The 16,667-nt window shown below is 39.5% G+C and carries 12 protein-coding genes; 3 read left to right on the top strand and 9 right to left on the bottom strand.

Annotated elements, in window-relative coordinates:
* The first annotated feature begins 73 nt into the window (after positions 1-73).
* From ADHAQ_RS0116610 to ADHAQ_RS0116625, 3 genes are all read left to right on the top strand, one after another.
* A complete protein-coding gene (locus ADHAQ_RS0116610) occupies positions 74-1,726 on the top strand; it encodes an alkaline phosphatase PhoX (protein WP_026463900.1) in 1,653 nt (550 codons plus the stop codon).
* Between the two features lie 142 nt (positions 1,727-1,868).
* Entirely contained in the window at positions 1,869-2,813 is a 945-nt protein-coding gene (locus ADHAQ_RS26050) for a leucine-rich repeat domain-containing protein (RefSeq protein ID WP_084523879.1), read from the top strand.
* A gap of 796 nt (positions 2,814-3,609) precedes the next feature.
* On the top strand, positions 3,610-4,635 hold the full coding sequence (locus tag ADHAQ_RS0116625; RefSeq protein ID WP_026463901.1) for an alcohol dehydrogenase catalytic domain-containing protein: 1,026 nt from the start codon (positions 3,610-3,612) through the stop codon (positions 4,633-4,635).
* A 135-nt stretch (positions 4,636-4,770) separates the two neighbouring features.
* On the opposite strand, the gene ADHAQ_RS0116630 is transcribed toward ADHAQ_RS0116625, so the two are convergent.
* From ADHAQ_RS0116630 to ADHAQ_RS27670, 9 genes are all read right to left on the bottom strand, one after another.
* Entirely contained in the window at positions 4,771-5,229 is a 459-nt protein-coding gene (locus ADHAQ_RS0116630; protein WP_026463902.1) for a hypothetical protein, read from the bottom strand.
* 158 nt (positions 5,230-5,387) lie between these two features.
* Complete coding sequence (locus ADHAQ_RS0116635; RefSeq protein WP_026463903.1) at positions 5,388-5,813, bottom strand: response regulator; 426 nt, start codon at positions 5,811-5,813, stop codon at positions 5,388-5,390.
* 1,003 nt (positions 5,814-6,816) lie between these two features.
* Positions 6,817-7,089: an STAS domain-containing protein gene (locus ADHAQ_RS0116640; RefSeq protein ID WP_157433443.1), complete on the bottom strand. Its 273-nt coding sequence runs from the start codon at positions 7,087-7,089 to the stop codon at positions 6,817-6,819.
* A 210-nt stretch (positions 7,090-7,299) separates the two neighbouring features.
* Positions 7,300-8,205 (bottom strand): sugar phosphate isomerase/epimerase family protein, encoded by a 906-nt coding sequence (locus ADHAQ_RS0116645; protein ID WP_084523881.1) that lies wholly within the window; start codon positions 8,203-8,205, stop codon positions 7,300-7,302.
* Positions 8,206-8,269: 64 nt separating this feature from the next.
* Complete coding sequence (locus ADHAQ_RS26055) at positions 8,270-10,621, bottom strand: outer membrane protein assembly factor BamB family protein (protein WP_051359986.1); 2,352 nt, start codon at positions 10,619-10,621, stop codon at positions 8,270-8,272.
* A gap of 150 nt (positions 10,622-10,771) precedes the next feature.
* A complete protein-coding gene (locus ADHAQ_RS26060; protein ID WP_051359987.1) occupies positions 10,772-11,713 on the bottom strand; it encodes a ThuA domain-containing protein in 942 nt (313 codons plus the stop codon).
* Between the two features lie 368 nt (positions 11,714-12,081).
* Positions 12,082-12,258: a hypothetical protein gene (locus ADHAQ_RS28165; protein ID WP_157433444.1), complete on the bottom strand. Its 177-nt coding sequence runs from the start codon at positions 12,256-12,258 to the stop codon at positions 12,082-12,084.
* 33 nt (positions 12,259-12,291) lie between these two features.
* A complete protein-coding gene (locus ADHAQ_RS0116670; RefSeq protein WP_026463906.1) occupies positions 12,292-12,510 on the bottom strand; it encodes a hypothetical protein in 219 nt (72 codons plus the stop codon).
* 555 nt (positions 12,511-13,065) lie between these two features.
* A complete protein-coding gene (locus ADHAQ_RS27670; RefSeq protein ID WP_071781127.1) occupies positions 13,066-16,395 on the bottom strand; it encodes an endo-1,4-beta-xylanase in 3,330 nt (1,109 codons plus the stop codon).
* Between the last annotated feature and the right edge of the window lie 272 nt (positions 16,396-16,667).

Consider the following 16,667-nt stretch of genomic DNA (forward strand, 5'->3'; position numbering starts at 1 on the left):
ATTCTAACTTCAAAGTAACGTCTGGAGAGTTGTTTTGGGCATTGAATTGAACCATTCAAACAAAGAAACAACAATGAAAAAAATTTACGGAAGTTTTTTAGTTGCAGCGATGGTTTCTGCAGGCGTTTGTAACCAGAAAGTGGTTGCGCAGTCTCAGAAATCAGCTGTGGCGGGAGTGCCTAATAAAAACAAGATCGGCAGCTTTATTTCAGTAAAGCCAACCGGACAGACCAGCACTACTGTTATACCTTTCGAAACCCACAGCTTTCAGTTACTGGCAAAATCTCGCTCAACTACTTATCAGGATGGCTCTCCGATGCCTATTGGTAATGACTTTACGGCTTATGTAGGGAAGAATGGTAGCAGTAAAGAAGGATATCTTTCTATCAACCACGAAAATACTCCCGGTGGCGTTTCTATTCTGGATATTCATTTAGACGAATCAGCTAATATTTGGGTAGTAGATGCGGTACGGAAAGTAGACTTTTCGCCACTGGTACAAACTACCCGTAACTGTTCTGGTGGTATCACGCCCTGGGGTACGGTTATTACTTCCGAAGAAACAACTAACCGGGCCGATTTAAATAAGGATGGCTATGAAGATGTGGGTTGGCAGGTAGAGATTGATCCGGTAACCGGAAAAATAATGGACTATGACGGCGATGGAAAACCAGATAAACTTTGGGCCATGGGCCGCATGAGCCACGAAAATATTGCAATTGGTTCTGACCGGAAAACCATTTATCAGGCGGAAGACGGTGGTTCTAATGGGGTATATAAGTTTGTAGCCGATGAAGCAGGCAACCTGTCGGCAGGTAAACTTTATGTATTAAAACGGGATAGTGAAACCGCCACAACTGGAACCTGGGTGCAGGTGCCTAACACCACCAAAGCTGATCGCAATAATACTTATGTATTGGGCAGATCATTAGGTACCAACTGGCGGAATCCGGAAGATATTGAATTCGGGCCCGATGGAAAAATGTATTTTACCACCAAAGGTACCGGTGATATCTGGCGCTTTAAAGATAACGGCGAAACAGTTTCTGAAATAGAAGCTTGGGTAACCCGTCAGGAATACGAAATTGCTTATAACGGTGGTACTCAAAAAGAAGATTGGGGAACCGGGATTGATAATTTGACCTTTGATAACGAAGGCAACTTATGGGCTTTACAAGATGGTGGCCGCGATAATGTTTGGGTTATCAGACCAGAGCATACGCCAGAAAATCCGAAAGTAGAATTATTTATGACTTCACCGGCCGGTTCTGAACCAACCGGGCTTACCTTCTCCCCGGATTTTAAATACGGATTCATTTCCTTGCAGAATGCCAGCAGTGGCAATACTACCGTAACCAAAGATGCTGCCGGTAAGGATGTCGTATTTAATACCGCTACAACCATTGTATTTTCCCGTAATCAGTTTTTAGGTAAAAATGGCAACCAGACGCAAAGAAAAGAAGCCTTGGCTACCGTTGCTAGTTTTCCAAACCCATTCCGGAATAATACCCAGGTAAAGGTAAATATGCCAAATGAAGCAGAAGCTTTATTGGAAGTGTATGATATGCACGGCTTAAAAGTAGAAACCCTGGCTAAAGGGGTTCTTAAAAAAGGGGAACATGTATTCCAATTTAAGCCAGCAGTTATGGCAGAAAATTCTATGTACCTGGTGCGGTTAATCTTAAACGGCCAGGAAGCAACCGCTCGCTTAATGCAGGCAGAGTAATCTTTTGAAAATTAATATAGGAAGACAACGGGCTGCAAGTCCGTTGTCTTTTATGCTTTGTAGGCTAGTCTAGTTGGTAGTTTAAGCTTATAGTGCTTTAGTCTTTACACTAAAAATATAAATTATATTAAATGCATGCAGGATGATGAAAAGGGATTTAATAACAGGTATAAGTATAGCTTTTAGTTTAATAATAGCTGCTGCTCAAGTAACCAAAGCCCAGGAATTAAAAGCAGCCGAGATAGCAGAAGCCCCCCAGCAAACTTTTTACAATGTACCGGAAGCTTTAGCGCAAAAGGATAAAGTATATCAGTTAAATATACGGCAGCAAAATTACTACAGCTTTTCTCCGGACATATGTGAACTGGTAAAGCTGGAATTTATAAATGCTATGAAGAATAAAATTTCGGATATAGCTCCTGAAATAGCTCAGTTAAAGCAATTGCGGGAAATTAATTTAAGCGAAAATAATATAAGAGATTTGCCGCCTGCTTTTTATTCTCTTCAAAATCTGGAACAAGTAGATTTAAGTTACAATCACCTGGCTGAGCTGGGAAATGGTTTTGGTAATTTATCCGGCTTACAAGTATTAGACCTTAATCATAATGAAATAAGAACTGTTGATCCAGCAATAAAAAAGATGCCCAGGCTGCATACCTTAAATCTTGGGTACAATCATTTAGAGGTTATTCCTTCTGAAATAGGCAGTGTGAAAGAACTTAAAGATCTTTCCTTATCGCAGAATCAGCTAAGAGAATTACCAGCTAATCTTTTCAAGATGAAAGAATTAACTACCCTCTCGCTGGATTTTAACCAATTAATTGCTATTCCTCCGCAAGTAGGCCAAGCAAAAGCTTTACAGGTTTTATTATTGGGTCATAACCAGTTAAAATCTATTCCCAAAGAAGTAGTTAATCTGGACAACCTTGAGTTATTAGACCTTAGCCATAATCATATAACTGCTTTGCCACGTAATTTAAATAAAATGAAAAAATTACGTACGCTTTTGTTAGCGGGCAACCCAATTTCTGATTCCGAAAAAGTCCGGATAAAGCAATTGCTGCCTCAGGCTTTTATACAGTTTTAATCGGCTGTCCTAAATATATTCTTAGGCTGTTGCCCAAAAAGCTGGCTAATCAAAATGGCTGGTTAAATGGGTAACAGCCATTTTTCTTGCTCCCGCTCTAATCTGGTTGGCCTGCGTTGTAATAAAAAATGAATATAGAGCTCCTAAGGAGGAGCTCTATATTAAAAGGATAAGCGGCGTCTACGTTTTCTGCCGTACATTAGTATTCTTCTTTCGTTTGCACTTTTTATGTATTTAGCTGCAATAGATCCTAAAGAAAAAAGGCAAAGTAAAATAGTTAAAAAACACAAAATGTCGGCTGTTGAGAAATCTTCCATATATGCTATAAATGTTTGTTTTATTATTGTAATGCAAATATAGGTACTTGAAAAGTTATAAAAAATGTAAATTTTAAGGAATCTATTTAATTGTTTAGTGATATTTAAATTAAAATAATAATATAATATTGTAAATGGATTTAAAGAAATATAAAATGTAAAATTTCCAACTTAGCAAGATTTAACAATTTTAGCGGGAAGGTTAAACTATTGCATTACCTGGAGTGAAGTCGGTAGTTAAGATAATTTTAGTATGGAAATGGAGCTCCATTATAAATAATAATTAAAGTTTCATTAGCTTTTAAGCAGTATTAGAAGTAAAGTCAAAAGAGCATTGGGTAGGTCCACCTGTAGGCTAAAGGAGGTTGATTTTTGATAATTATCCGTCCCATTTTTGGTCTTTCCGTAAAGTATTATGAAACCATAATCCCAAGCAGGATAGAATAATAAAATCTTTTAACTTATTTCAGATTTAGCTTATGCAAGAGCGCCAGGTATACCGAATGCCCAAAGCAGGTTCTATTAAAAAATTACAACTGGTAACGGAAAGGTTGGTACCCATTTCAGCTTATGAGGTCTGCGTACGGGTTAAAGCCATAGGATTAAACTTTGCTGATATTTTTGCTATGCAGGGGCTTTATAGTGCCACGCCAGGTGGTTCCTTTATTCCAGGGCTGGAATTCTCGGGGGAAATAATAGCCGTAGGCGAAGCAGTAACTGAATGGCAGGTAGGAGATCAGGTAATGGGCGTTACTAAATTTGGTGGCTATGCATCACACATTAATATACACCATCGGTATGTGGTTCGGCTTCCGCACAATTGGACTTTTGAGGAAGGCGCAGGTTTCCTGGTGCAGGGGCTAACGGCTTATTATGCCCTGACCGAATTAGGAAATTTGCAGGAGAAGATGACGGTTTTAATACATAGTGCAGCTGGAGGCGTGGGAATTTTAGCTAACCGGATTTGTAAAAAGTACCAGGCTTATACCATTGGTAGTGTAGGTCAGGTAAATAAAGTTAACTTCTTACGGGAGAATGAAGGTTATGATGAGGTAATACTGCGGGATAAAAATTTCTATGATAAACTAAGACTTGCTCTTGGCGACCGGCCACTAAAGCTGATTATGGAGTGCATTGGCGGAAAAGTTCTGGAACAAGGCTGGAAGGCATTGGCACCTACGGGGCGCATGGTTGTATATGGTAATGCTAGTTTTACCAGCCATAGCGCAAAGCCAAATTTCCCCCAACTTTACTGGAAATATCTTAAGCGCCCAAAGATAGACCCGCTTCGCCTGCCTACCGAAAATAAGTCTTTAATGGGGTTTAACCTTATTTACCTTTACGAACAAACAGATATGATGCACCAGTTACTTTATAAATTGCAGGAACTCCAGATTGAGCCTCAGTATATTGGGCAGGTGTATAAGTTTAACCAAATGCAAGAGGCGATTTTTGATTTTCAGCGGGGAAGAACTATGGGCAAGGTGGTGGTAAAAGTTGATTAGAATTAATTTACTTTTGTTAAACCAGAAAGTACTGCTTTGAAAGAAAAGAGTATTCCGGAACTAGGTTTGATTTTAAAGCCCAACTTCTGTAAACCATTACGTCTACTTATCGTGCCGAGCAATTTATTACACTAATTAGCTGTATGCTTCATCTGGTTTCGGCAGAAGCCAATTTAAAGCAGTGGTATAATCAATAAAAACCTCATGTTGAATAACACTGATAGATTGATAAAGGGTTTTACAAGCTTGGGTAAAATCGGTATTTGCGAGTAGGGCCGGATAATATTCCGTTGTAACAACTCCCAGCTTTAAAATAGGTGACGTGGAAGCCAGATAAATCCATTCCTTTATTATCCAATCTTTTTCTTCAGGAGATAAATAAGAAAGCTGCAGATCGTCAATCAGCCAATAATGAATAAGAAGTTCTTTGGTTAGGGAAAAGGCTTTTAAGGTGCCTTCCTTGCGCTCTGTTAAGGTAATTTGCCGCTTCCAAATCAGGTTAAATAATGATTTATCTTTTGCCCAAAGAATGGTAATAAAATCATTTTCAAAAACTTGTTCCAGAATGATTTCAGAAATTATTTGATCTTCCATCTATTTTAAATTAAGCGACAAACATAATTGTTATTTGTATTGAAAATAGTTAGAATCAAGAAAATAAACACCTGTAGGTGAAGAAAATTTCTGAAGGATTTGATAGGTTTAGTAAAGTTAAAGATTGGGCTATTAATTATTAATGGAAAATCAACCTTTTAAAAGGAGGTTTGCAACCTCGTATTTACTTTTAATTTTGATAAAGTTTCTTCCGTTAAAGGTTTTCCAATAAAATCAATCACAAAGTTATAAAGCTTAGCCCGGTTATAATCTTCCGGATCAATAGAAGAGGAAAGTATTACCACTTTGGTTTGAGGAATTAGTGAAGCAAATTGTTGGGAAAACATTTCCAGAAAGTCCCAACCATTCATAACAGGCATGTCCAGGTCCAGGAATATTAAATCAGGAAGTTTTTCTATTTGGCCTTTCTGGTAATTTTCCATCCAGTTATCATAATACCCGATACCCTTTTGCCCATCATCTAAAACCTTAATTTCATCTGCAAAAGCACATTTTTTTAAAATGAAGGTGCATATAACATGGGTAATTTCATCATCGTCAATAAGTAAAACTTTATTAAGCATAATCTTCCCTTCCGGTAAACTTTCTATAATGCAATTTTAAGGTTGCTCCTTTATTTTATTCAGTTATAATTGTACTGTTGCCACTTAATCCTTTACTCTACTATCTGTTTATAAACTTGGCCTTTTGCTTCCGGATTTACTATGAAAGTATAAGTATAATCAAATAATTTGCTCTTCAGCTTATTTTAAATTGATTCCTAATCCAGGATTTGATGGATTGTAAAGAATAGTGTAGTTACCTTTTTCCTTTCTAGGTTCAATATTTCTAGGCCATCTTGCTAACCAAATCCTGATATGGCTGGTAAGTTATATAAAAAACTGTCTTAATAGCTAGAAATAAAATTAATATCCTCACTTTCTGACGGTTTTTATTTCTGCCGAAAAGAACCTATTATTTTTTAAATAGAGAAGGGTAAGTTAGTTGGACGTCGTTCTTCTTTATAAAAAATTAGGGGTACAGCGGGAGGTAAAACAATATCACTAAGGGTAGCACCTACAAGAGGTTCTGTTTTCATGTAATTTTAAAAAATGCAATTGTAAAAATTGGATTTAAGCACGGTATTACAGAAGGCATGATAAAAACAGGTAATATGTTACTTGTGTCCCTAAACCTTGTTTTATTATGCTATTACGCCACAGGTACAAGTTATTGATACTGTTCGTTAATTACTTTGACTCCTGATTTATGTCATTAGTTGCTCTTAGGTGCGTCTTAAAATGTTTTGGTTGCTTGGTTTTTAGCTTATTAAAATTCAAAACATTAGGTCATGCATGGCTGGAGGTGAAAAAAATTGCTGTTAAGTATAACTAAGACGTCCTGTTTTGGTTAAGGATTTTCTGCAAAAGAATCTTGTAGAAATAGTATAAAGCTTTAAAATGAAGTTGTTTAATTAATAACTAGAGAATTTATAGAAACAGGTTTACTTAAAGATGGAAATCTGCCAGGGGACTTTTGGAGGAGGAAAAAGGTGCCAGGGGCAAGGTACGAAAGGTAGAATTTAGCTCAGGTTTTTATTTCAACATTTAATAATTGCTCAAAACCTAAAATTTCAAGTACCCTTAATATTTTTTGGTTAGGGTTAAGAATAATTATTTTCTTGTTATTGTTTTGATGCTTTAAAAGCAAACTCAGGTCTGAGCTACTTAGATTTTCTATTTTTGAAAAATCTAATATTAAATTTTCTCCCTGAATTGCTCCTTCCAATTGATTGTCAACAGAGGGCGTAATTTGATTAGAGCCATCACTCAATTTTGGGTTATTAGTTGTCTCTGTCATAGAATATTATAATAACTTTCTCTAATATAAGCATTAATGGTTTAAAATCAATAGGTCTAACTTAGCTTATTTATAAAAAACTATTGAAATGTTATATAAAAGAATATTCCTTTACTTGATAAAGTATTGATTCTACTTTAGGTGAGCTACCAAGTAAGGAACAACAGCGCCTCTTTTACCGGAAGAGGCGCTGTTGTTATAGTTTGAATTCTATGCTTTAATATTACGTTTTACATGTTCAATTAGCCAGTCGCCTACTTTTTCATAGTCTATATCCTGAAAGTTTCGATTCCATTGCTCAACGGAATAGATACCTTTAAAACCATGTTTTTCGGCCATTTGTACACAGCGGTCAAAGTCATAAGAAACATGTTCCATATTGGCATTAAACTCATCAGCCTTGGCAGAAATCAGATAAGCATGGGGCATTATTTTCTCTAATGATTGGTACATAGTATCGTGCGGGTAGTTGCCAAAGTCGGGTAAGGTATAAATATTCTTTGGTCCGGCTTCCTGCCTGATCCGTAGGTGCACATCGGGGTTCATTTCAATGCCAAAATGGTTTTCGTTTAAGAGCACCAGTTTTTTACTCATAGCATATTTATTAACCTCTTTTAAAGACTGGATGCTTTTCTCTACCGATCCACTATTGCCGGGGTTAATCCGGATACAAGGAGAACCTAGAAAAGCTACCGCATCCATCCATTTTTTTACATGGTCGATGCTTCTTAACCGTTCGTCTTCATTGGTGCTGGCTAAGTTATAAGCGGTATCTACTTGTACATTAATCAGCTTGGAACGGGAACCGGTAAGTTTGCCTTTTAATTTATCCAAGTATGGTTGCTCCAACGATTCAAAATGGGTACTCCAGAACTCCACCTTATTTATACCAAACCGGTCGCGGTAAAAAGAGGGCACATCCAAAAGTGTTAATTCATTTTTGATGGTTGTGAGTTCTGCCGGTTTGGTTTGTTTGAAGCGGTACCGAAATAATACAGTACCCATGGCAATCCGATCCATTTTGTTTTTATTCTGGAAAGCCATACTTAAGGATGGTGCTACCCAGGCAGATAAAACCAGACCCGATGATTTAAAAATAAATTCTCTTCTTTTCATTCGTAAACAAGTTATTCCGCTGCTGGAAGGTAATAATCCAACAGTGGAAGCTAGGTTATTGATTTTAATTATTGGGTAAGGCAAATACTACATAACCGCCCTGTGGCTGCGGGCCTTCGGCCCCAATGCCACTTTCACGGGATTTGGGTCCCCAGGTAAGCGGAGTAGAGGCATTTACCACTAAATAATGTTTGCCGTTTACTTCATACATGGAAGGTAAGCCTTCGGTACCGGTAGGTAATTCTCCCGTCCATAAGGTTTCCCCATTATCGGCATCAAAGGCATAAATTTTACCATCCTTCGCAGTAGAGAAAATAATGCCGTTAGAAGTTACAATCATGCCACTGCGTTGCGAACCACGGGGAACGCCTGTATTTTTTGCACCTGCCTGCGTGGCTAATAAATCCTGGCCTAATGGTTTCTTCCATTTAATTATGCCTTTGTTCAAATCATAAGCCACTATAGAAGACCAGGGCGGCATCATGATGTGCGGAAAGCCTAATCCGTAATTGGTAAAGTATTTGTCTTTAGGTGCATCTACTCCTTCCGGGTAGGCCTTTAACGGGTCCACTGCTCGTTTTAATGCTTGTCCGCCTGGCGCCCCGCCCGAGGCTACCACTGGGCCACTTGGTAAAGTAACTGAACCTGCATTTAGGCCCAAACCACCGGGTGCGCCGCCCCCCGCCGGATTACCCAGGTTACCTCCCAGGAATCGGTAAATTTCACGTAAAGATCCCTCGTCTATGTGCTGGAAGGCGGGCATTTGCCCGCGGCCCGAAACAACCACCTGCTGAAAGTTTTCGAAGTTAAATTTATTACCCACATTTACTAAAGGCGGCCCGTTTAAGCCTTGCCGGTCGGCACCATGGCAGGCCTGGCAGTTTTGAGTATAATGGGTTTGGCCTTTTTGTAGTAAAGCATTATTGGCAGCTGCCATTGGTCCGGGCGAAGCAGTGCGTTTCTCCAGTTTGTAAAACGAAGGAAAATCCTGGGCCAAGATATAAACCATACCTTTCTCCGGATTAGCAGCGGTATTGCCCCAATTGGCGCCCCCTACGGCTCCTGGTACGGCTATGGTTTCGTAATTAAGCGATGGTGGCGTAAATAAGCCGGTTTTAGCGGCTTGTATTCGTTTCGTCCAGGTTTCTCTTTCTGCTGAGGTTAAAAAATACGGTGATAAATCTTCCACAGTCATTTTTTGCCGTAAGAAAGTAGGTAACCCTGTTGGGAAAGGCTGGGTAGGCCAGGCTTTCTCTCCCGGTACATCACTTGGTGGTACCGGGCGTTCTTCAACGGGCCAGAGTGGCTCGCCAGTTTCTCGGTTAAAAACAAAAAGGTAGCCATGTTTGGTGGCCTGAGCTACCGCATCAATCTTTTTGCCTTTATGGTTTAAGGTAATTAATTGGGGGGCAGCCGTAGGATCATAATCCCAGATATCGTGGTGTACTAACTGAAAATGCCAGATCCGTTTTCCTGTACGGGCATCTAAAGCTACTAAGCTGGTGCCATACAAATTACTTCCAATCCGGTCGGCGCCGTAATAGTCGTAGGTAGGTGAGCCCACCGGGAAATAAGCAATACCCCGTTTTTCGTCCAAAGAGATTTCGCCCCAGGTATTAGCTCCGCCTATATATTTATAGGCATCTTTAGGCCAGGTTTCGTAGCCATACTCTCCGGGTTGCGGAATGGTATGAAAAGTCCAAACTAATTTACCCGTTTCCACATCAAATGCCCGTAAGTGGCCAGGAGTGGAGAAGTAATCTTCGCCGGTGGCTGAGCCTAACATAATCAGGTTTTCATAAATACGACCCGGACCACTTGATTGTGCCCGGGAAATCGTTTTCGGGTCCCGCCCTAAACCTTCCCGCAAATCTACTATGCCATTATTTCCAAAAGTCAGTATGGACTTTCCGGTTTGCGCATCAATGGCCTGCAGGTTGTTATTCATCATAAATAACAGTCTCCGGTCTTTTCTGTCCTTGCTTTCCCAGTAGTTTAACCCGCGTCGCGATATACCTTGCAAATTAGCATGAATCCAAATTTCTTCGCCGGTAGTGGCATTAAGAGCTACCAATGAATTGTTCTTGGCCAGTACAAACATCACATTATCTACTATAATGGGATTAAACTGGTATTGGCTTTTATCGCCGGTAGGGTAAAACCATGCTACCTTAAGTTGGTTTACATTTGATTTATTTATCTCTTTCTGAAGTACATATTTTGACTGATCGGGGCCGCCGCCATAATCTTTCCAGGTTTTATGCTGATTGTTGCCGCTGGAATTAGTTTCGCCGATAAGGCTTTGTTTGGTTGTTTTGCTGCAACCTAAACTTAACGCTAATAGAAGCGTCAGTTGGATGTTGACAGAAAAGCCACCTTTGGTGATTTTTTTTATATTACAATTGTTAAAAAACATTCCTATTGTGTGTTTGGTGTAATTTGTTTTTACTATTTTAAAAATTCGCCATCTGCTACTTTAGCAAGTAGCATGGCTAAGTTGGTAAAAAGTAAGGGTGGATTTATTAAACCTTATATTTTACAGAAAGGATGTTTTAAGATCAGGAGGTTATTGAGCCTTGGGAATGGTGGATTGTATCCCTTTTGCGGGTACTTCCAGTTTCGCTGCCCAGGCAATGCCATTTAATAAAAAACGCCGGTAATCTTCAATTTGCATATTGGAGTGGTAATCAACACCTCCCATAACAAATCCCCGGCCACCATCTTCGCGCTGGTAAGCCCAAGCCGCTACCTGTTGCCCAACCGGTGATTTGGCGGGAGTCCCCAATAAAAGGTCCGTTCGTTTTGGATCGTTAGGCAGGAAAAACCGACAAAAGATTTCGTCTTTATATGTCCACGGTTTAACCCCACGTAATACCGGGTGACTTTCGTTTTTTAAGGTAATTGTCCAGTCATCATTGGGGTTGCGGGAAGCCATTTGTACCCACAAGCCACCCGTCCAGTCTAAAAATAAACCCCGGGCTTTCCAGTGTTCCACCCAATTAGCATAATGAAAAACGACTACGCCTACACCTGTTTTTACCAGTTTGTCCAGGTCGTTCAGGTAAGCCTGTGTTTCAGCGTCGTAAGACCTCCCATCGGTAGATGGCTGCGGAGGGAAAAGAGGATGGGTTTCGCGGGTATCGCGGTCGGAGCTACTTAAAATTACAATAGCCGCCGCATCTTTCAATTCATTTATATCTTTGGGAGCTTTGCCTACAATTACTTTGGTGGTAACCCCTTTTAAGTTAGTAGATGTTTCCAGGCATTGGGCTAACAATCGTAAATCTTTTTCATATTCGTGCCGGCCAGGAGCACCATGATCTTTGGGACCCGCCAAAAATATAATTTTTTTAGATTGAGCAATAGCCAACTGCCCATTTACGGTGAAGCCCACAAGCACAAAAGCTACTAAAACTGCTTTTAGCTGATGGGTAATTTTGTGAAAGGAAGGAGTACTTAGCCTAAAGAATTGCTCCTTTAAACTACTCCGGGTAGTTAAGTTAAACATAGGTAATTTATTTGTGGTGAAAAAAGTAAATAGAAACAGAGAGGTATTATTTTGTCATTCCGGGTTTATTTAATTGATCTAATGTAACTTGAGTAAAGCTAACCTGTAATTGTAAAAATGACAAAAATTAAATAAAATTTAATTTGCCTTTTTTAAGGCAGAGGAGGTGACAAGCAGAATGCTACATCTGAATAAATAAATACGGATAAATTAGCAGGTTTAGTTGGCCGAAGCCGAAATATAATATTGAGGAAACTACTTTTGGGAAAAGGACTCGCAATGGGAGTAAAAAAGTTAGAAAAAAGGTAAACTACAAAAGGAAGGGTTAGCGAGAAGTAATAGTTTACCTTACTGTTATAAATAAAAAATTATCCTTCTTTAGTAAGAATCCATTTCTCGTATTCGTGCTCATAAATGCCTTTCTGGCCACTGGAGCGAGCAGATAAAAAAAGATGATTAAATTCTTCTACTAAAGTAGTAGGAATAAATTTAGTTGTATAGGTGTCATTAATTTGTAAAACTAAAACAGGTGTTTTATTAATCATATAAAAGTAAAATTTAAAGTGTGGTTATTAAACTTATAGGAACGAACGGTGAACCGTGTTTAATAATTTGTTTTCCAAGAAGTCTATAAATTCGCTCGATAGATCTTCCCGCAAATCAATCTCGATTTTATGTTTTTCATTATCCTTAATATAAGACCCACTTATTTGTTTTTTATGGGTCAAAGGATTAAAACCAATGTTATACTCTAACATGGCAGAAGGATGCTGTTTGTTAAATTCCTGGATGGTCATGCAACAGTATACGAAATGTTAAAGTTTTAGGATATCAAAATGTAGTAATATTATCCTATAAAAACAAAGAATTTTTTAAATAAGTGTAAATTAATTAAATACAGGCTCAATTTTTCATTTTTGAAAAGGATTTTACTTAACCGATTAAACAAACGATTATAATATGGCTGGTAAGCGTTATATTTACAATAACCCAAGTTCTAACCATAATAGTTTATCAATCAAAAACAAGTAAGCATATCATAGAGGTGGTGGCTCTATCTTATAAAAACCATATTTTTAGGAAAAAGCCAGGGTTGTCTGATAAAGGAATTAGCCTCTACAATAAAACCGATGAGAGGTAAATACTTAACTGTAAACTGTTTAATTAGCTAAATTTGACCTTCTGTGAAAGGAGGGAAAAGCAGGGAGATAACTTAAATTAATCAGGTAGCATTAGATGGCTATGGTAATTAGGAAGGGATGGTTCTCTGGGTTTAAATTATAGTAAGATAAAAATAAAAACGAGCAACAGTGGTTTCATATAAAGACCACTGTTGCTCGTTTACAGGTTTATTATTCAATAATGACCTTACGATTAATTACTTTATCGCCCTGCATTCTGAAAAGATAGATACCTGGTTTTAATTGATTTCCAGGGATAACCAAAGTTTGAGCTCTACTAACTTGTAATTGCATCACCAAACGTCCGGCAGCATCCTGTACGGCTACTGATTGTATATGATCTTCATTTACACCTAAATCAATGGTAACAGCACCTTTCGCCGGGTTAGGGTAAATTCGCAGCTGATTTGGTTCCGCTGCAGCAGGTGAGGCCATACGGGCATTATTATTAGTATTGCCAGCACATTGGCCAAGGCAATCGCCCTGACTTAAAAGAGCTGGTACAGCATGTTTAGATACCTGGATAACATTTCCTTTATGGCACACAAAAAGCCTATCAGCAATGGTAATATTTACTTCTGCCGCAGTACTAGAGTTAGCTCCATCACTAACGGTAAGTAATAGGTTATAAGTTTTGTTGCTAAAGTTTAGCAGAGCCGGATTAGCAATCGAAATTTGACCAGTGGTACCATTGATAGCAAAAATATTAGCTCCATTTCCCCCGGTAATTTGCCAGTTTTGGAAGGTAGTAAATTCTGGTTCGTTGGTATCATCGGCATCCGTAGCAGTTGCTTTGCCTAACACGTTGCAGGAGCCTCCATCAATCGAAAAACTCATAGCGGCTGTAATAACCGGAGGATTGTCGTTAGCATTACCAACCTTTACCGTTACTGTTTTGGGAGTACTGGTTGTAAAACCATCATGTACAGTTACAACAAGGGTGTAGCTAGCAGGATTTTGTTCGAAATCGAAACCTGGATTAGTACTTAATTTTACTGTTCCCGTGCTGGCATTAATCGTAAAAATAGAGGCTCCTGTTCCGCCTACAATTTTCCAGCCGTTAAACGTGGTGTTTGCATCGGCATCCGTTGCTTTAACAGTTCCAACTTCGGCCCCGTTTATAGCGGCTTCACTTACCTGCAGTACTTGGTTTGGTGTTATTACAGGAGTATTAACATTGTTGCCGCTTTGTACATATTCCCGTAACCACTTTAATGCTGTGCGTTCTGCACCATTGGCATGCGCCAGGTAAGCTCCCTGGTTTGTTCGCCAGTGGCCCGGACGATAGCCCCATAAGGTTATACCCATTACAGAAGGATGCTCCCAGTAAATTGGGAATACCCGCTTGTACTCATTTAGCTGTATTTGATCGGTTAAGCCATCAATATCTAGCTCAGTAATCATTACTGGTAAATTACGGGCTGCATACATATCCATAATAGAGGTTAATGTAGCCGTAGAGGCTCCCTGTGTGGAAAAAGCATGACCCTGAATACCAATGATATCGATTAGGTTTTCTTGTTTTAGCAGGTCAACAATATGTAAGTAACGCTGGGCGCCAACAACTGTATTTTCCACACTATAGTCGTTAAGCATCAGTTTAGTGTTCGGGAAATACTGTTTAGCTAAACGGAAAGAGTTAAGTACCCAATCCCAACCAGTTTCGCCATTGCCACCCAATGCTTCTATGTAGTTACCGCTGCCCTGGTCGTTAGCATTAAGTTTTAAAGGCGGATCGTGAGTCGGTTCGTTCACCACTTCAATAAAATCAATGTCGGGGTAACGTTGGGCTATGGCCGCATACCATTCTTTTATTTCTTCCAGTTGTTCTGCAGGAGGAAGGTTTTCAATCCAGGCGGGTTGCTGATTTCCCCAGATTAACACGTGGAAGCGGAAGGGATAGCCGTTATCTTTAGCAAGTTTATAAGAGGCGTCCAGTTCCGTCCAGTTCATTACATCCCGGGTTGCTTCCACGGCACCCCATTTCCCAGCATTTTCTGGTACTACTTGGCTCCAATAATTATTAAAATTAGGAACCTGAGACTGGCTGTAAACTCCACCTAAAAATTTTGGTTTCCCGGTAGCAATGGGTGGGCCGGTTGGCGTGTAAGGTTCTGGTGCGGGTTCGGCGCTGCTGCCAGTTGAAGGAATGTAAATATTATCTATATAAAAAGTGCCGGCTGTAGGAAAATGGAATTTTAGTTCCAGTCCATCTTCCTGGGCCACGAAAACCCACTCGTATTTTTGCCAGGAGGTAGTTAGGTTTATTACCTGTTCGGCATAAGTGGTTTTTTGCTGAATAACTTTAAATGAACTACCAGCTGTAGCTGCTTTGGCATAAAAACTCAAGGTATATTGCTGGCCGGTTTTCGACAGCCAGGCACTGTTTATGCTTTGAACACTCCAAGGGTTTGGCCCTGGTGTAATTACCTCGGCTTTCATGGCTTTATTGCCTTCTGCTTTATCAGCAGTTTCTATGGAGAATGTTGCCGCACCCGGATTGGCGTGATGTGTCCAGCTGGTAAAATCGTTTTCGAAGCCACCATTAGGAATCAGATTTACTACTGGAGCAGGAATATTTATGTTATCAATAAAGAAAATGCCGGCGTTAGGGAAGTGGAATTTAAGTTGCAAACCATCTGCCCCTGCTGTAAAGATCCATTCATATTTTTGCCAGGAACTAGTAGGGGTAATTATTCTTTCAGCATAAGAACCACCTATTTGCTGGATTACCTTAAATGAGCTACCTACGGTTGCTGTTTTGGTATAAAAGGTTAGGGTATATTGTTTGCCAGTTTCCGATTTCCAGGCGCTCCCAATACTTTGTACATCCCAAGAATTACTACCTGGTTTTATTACTTCAACTTTCATGGCTTTGCTGCCATCATTTGTATCGGTTGTTTCCAGTGAAAAAGTTGCGTTAGCCCCGCTTCCTACCAGATTGGTCCAGCCAGTAAAATTGTTCTCAAAGCTGCCATTGGTAATTAGATTGGGCAATTGGGCGGGTGGTGTCAGGCCCGGAATATTGATGTTGTCAATATAATAAGTACCAGCTTGGAGGAAGTTAAAGCGCAACTGCAGACCAGCCTCCTGAGCGGTAAAGGTCCATTCATATTTTTGCCAACTTGTGGTTAAAATAAACTCTTGTTGTGCGTAGGTTTGGGTTTGCTGTACTACCCGTAAGCTGGTGCCATTGGCAGCGGCTTTAGCGTAGAAAGAAAGGGTGTAGGTTTTACCTGTTTCGGAGCTCCAGGCATTACTAATATTTTGAATGCTCCAGGGATTAGCTCCGGCAGTTGTTACCTCCACCTTCATTGCTTTATTGCCATCTACTTTGTCAGCTGTTTCTAAGGAAAAGGTTGCCTGTGCGCCGTCTCCGGCTAAATTATTCCAGCCCGAGAAGTCACTCTCAAAGCTGCCGTTGGAAATAAGGTTTTGAGCATTTGCTGTGTAACCTCCTAAAAAAAACAGGAACAGAATTAGGTAAAAGTTTCTTTTCATACATTTATTAACTATAGTGGTAGATATTGGATTGAAAAGGGGAGAAGCTACCAAGCTAAAATACCTGAGTAGTTCTTTTTTAGTATTGAACTATTTTTTATCTCATAGGCATAAAATAATTAGTTGTTAGAAATATATTTTCAATAAAGACCTAGTAATTGAAGTCTTATAAGGCTTTGGAGAAAGAAAAGGATATTATTGAATATTTAGCAAACTAGGGCCGTATCGCCCCGCATGTTGATATATATCCCTGGCTTTAGCAGGTTATCAGA

This window comes from Adhaeribacter aquaticus DSM 16391 (assembly GCF_000473365.1).
In the GTDB taxonomy this organism is placed as follows: domain Bacteria; phylum Bacteroidota; class Bacteroidia; order Cytophagales; family Hymenobacteraceae; genus Adhaeribacter; species Adhaeribacter aquaticus.

What these genes read in the sequence shown, in the direction of transcription:
- ADHAQ_RS0116610 (WP_026463900.1), top strand. Translation starts at nt 74, where the DNA reads ATGAAAAAAATTTACGGAAGTTTTTTAGTTGCAGCGATGGTTTCTGCA.
- ADHAQ_RS26050 (WP_084523879.1), top strand. Translation starts at nt 1,869, where the DNA reads ATGATGAAAAGGGATTTAATAACAGGTATAAGTATAGCTTTTAGTTTA.
- ADHAQ_RS0116625 (WP_026463901.1), top strand. Translation starts at nt 3,610, where the DNA reads ATGCAAGAGCGCCAGGTATACCGAATGCCCAAAGCAGGTTCTATTAAA.
- ADHAQ_RS0116630 (WP_026463902.1), bottom strand. Translation starts at nt 5,229, where the DNA reads ATGGAAGATCAAATAATTTCTGAAATCATTCTGGAACAAGTTTTTGAA.
- ADHAQ_RS0116635 (WP_026463903.1), bottom strand. Translation starts at nt 5,813, where the DNA reads ATGCTTAATAAAGTTTTACTTATTGACGATGATGAAATTACCCATGTT.
- ADHAQ_RS0116640 (WP_157433443.1), bottom strand. Translation starts at nt 7,089, where the DNA reads ATGACAGAGACAACTAATAACCCAAAATTGAGTGATGGCTCTAATCAA.
- ADHAQ_RS0116645 (WP_084523881.1), bottom strand. Translation starts at nt 8,205, where the DNA reads ATGAAAAGAAGAGAATTTATTTTTAAATCATCGGGTCTGGTTTTATCT.
- ADHAQ_RS26055 (WP_051359986.1), bottom strand. Translation starts at nt 10,621, where the DNA reads ATGTTTTTTAACAATTGTAATATAAAAAAAATCACCAAAGGTGGCTTT.
- ADHAQ_RS26060 (WP_051359987.1), bottom strand. Translation starts at nt 11,713, where the DNA reads ATGTTTAACTTAACTACCCGGAGTAGTTTAAAGGAGCAATTCTTTAGG.
- ADHAQ_RS28165 (WP_157433444.1), bottom strand. Translation starts at nt 12,258, where the DNA reads ATGATTAATAAAACACCTGTTTTAGTTTTACAAATTAATGACACCTAT.
- ADHAQ_RS0116670 (WP_026463906.1), bottom strand. Translation starts at nt 12,510, where the DNA reads ATGACCATCCAGGAATTTAACAAACAGCATCCTTCTGCCATGTTAGAG.
- ADHAQ_RS27670 (WP_071781127.1), bottom strand. Translation starts at nt 16,395, where the DNA reads ATGAAAAGAAACTTTTACCTAATTCTGTTCCTGTTTTTTTTAGGAGGT.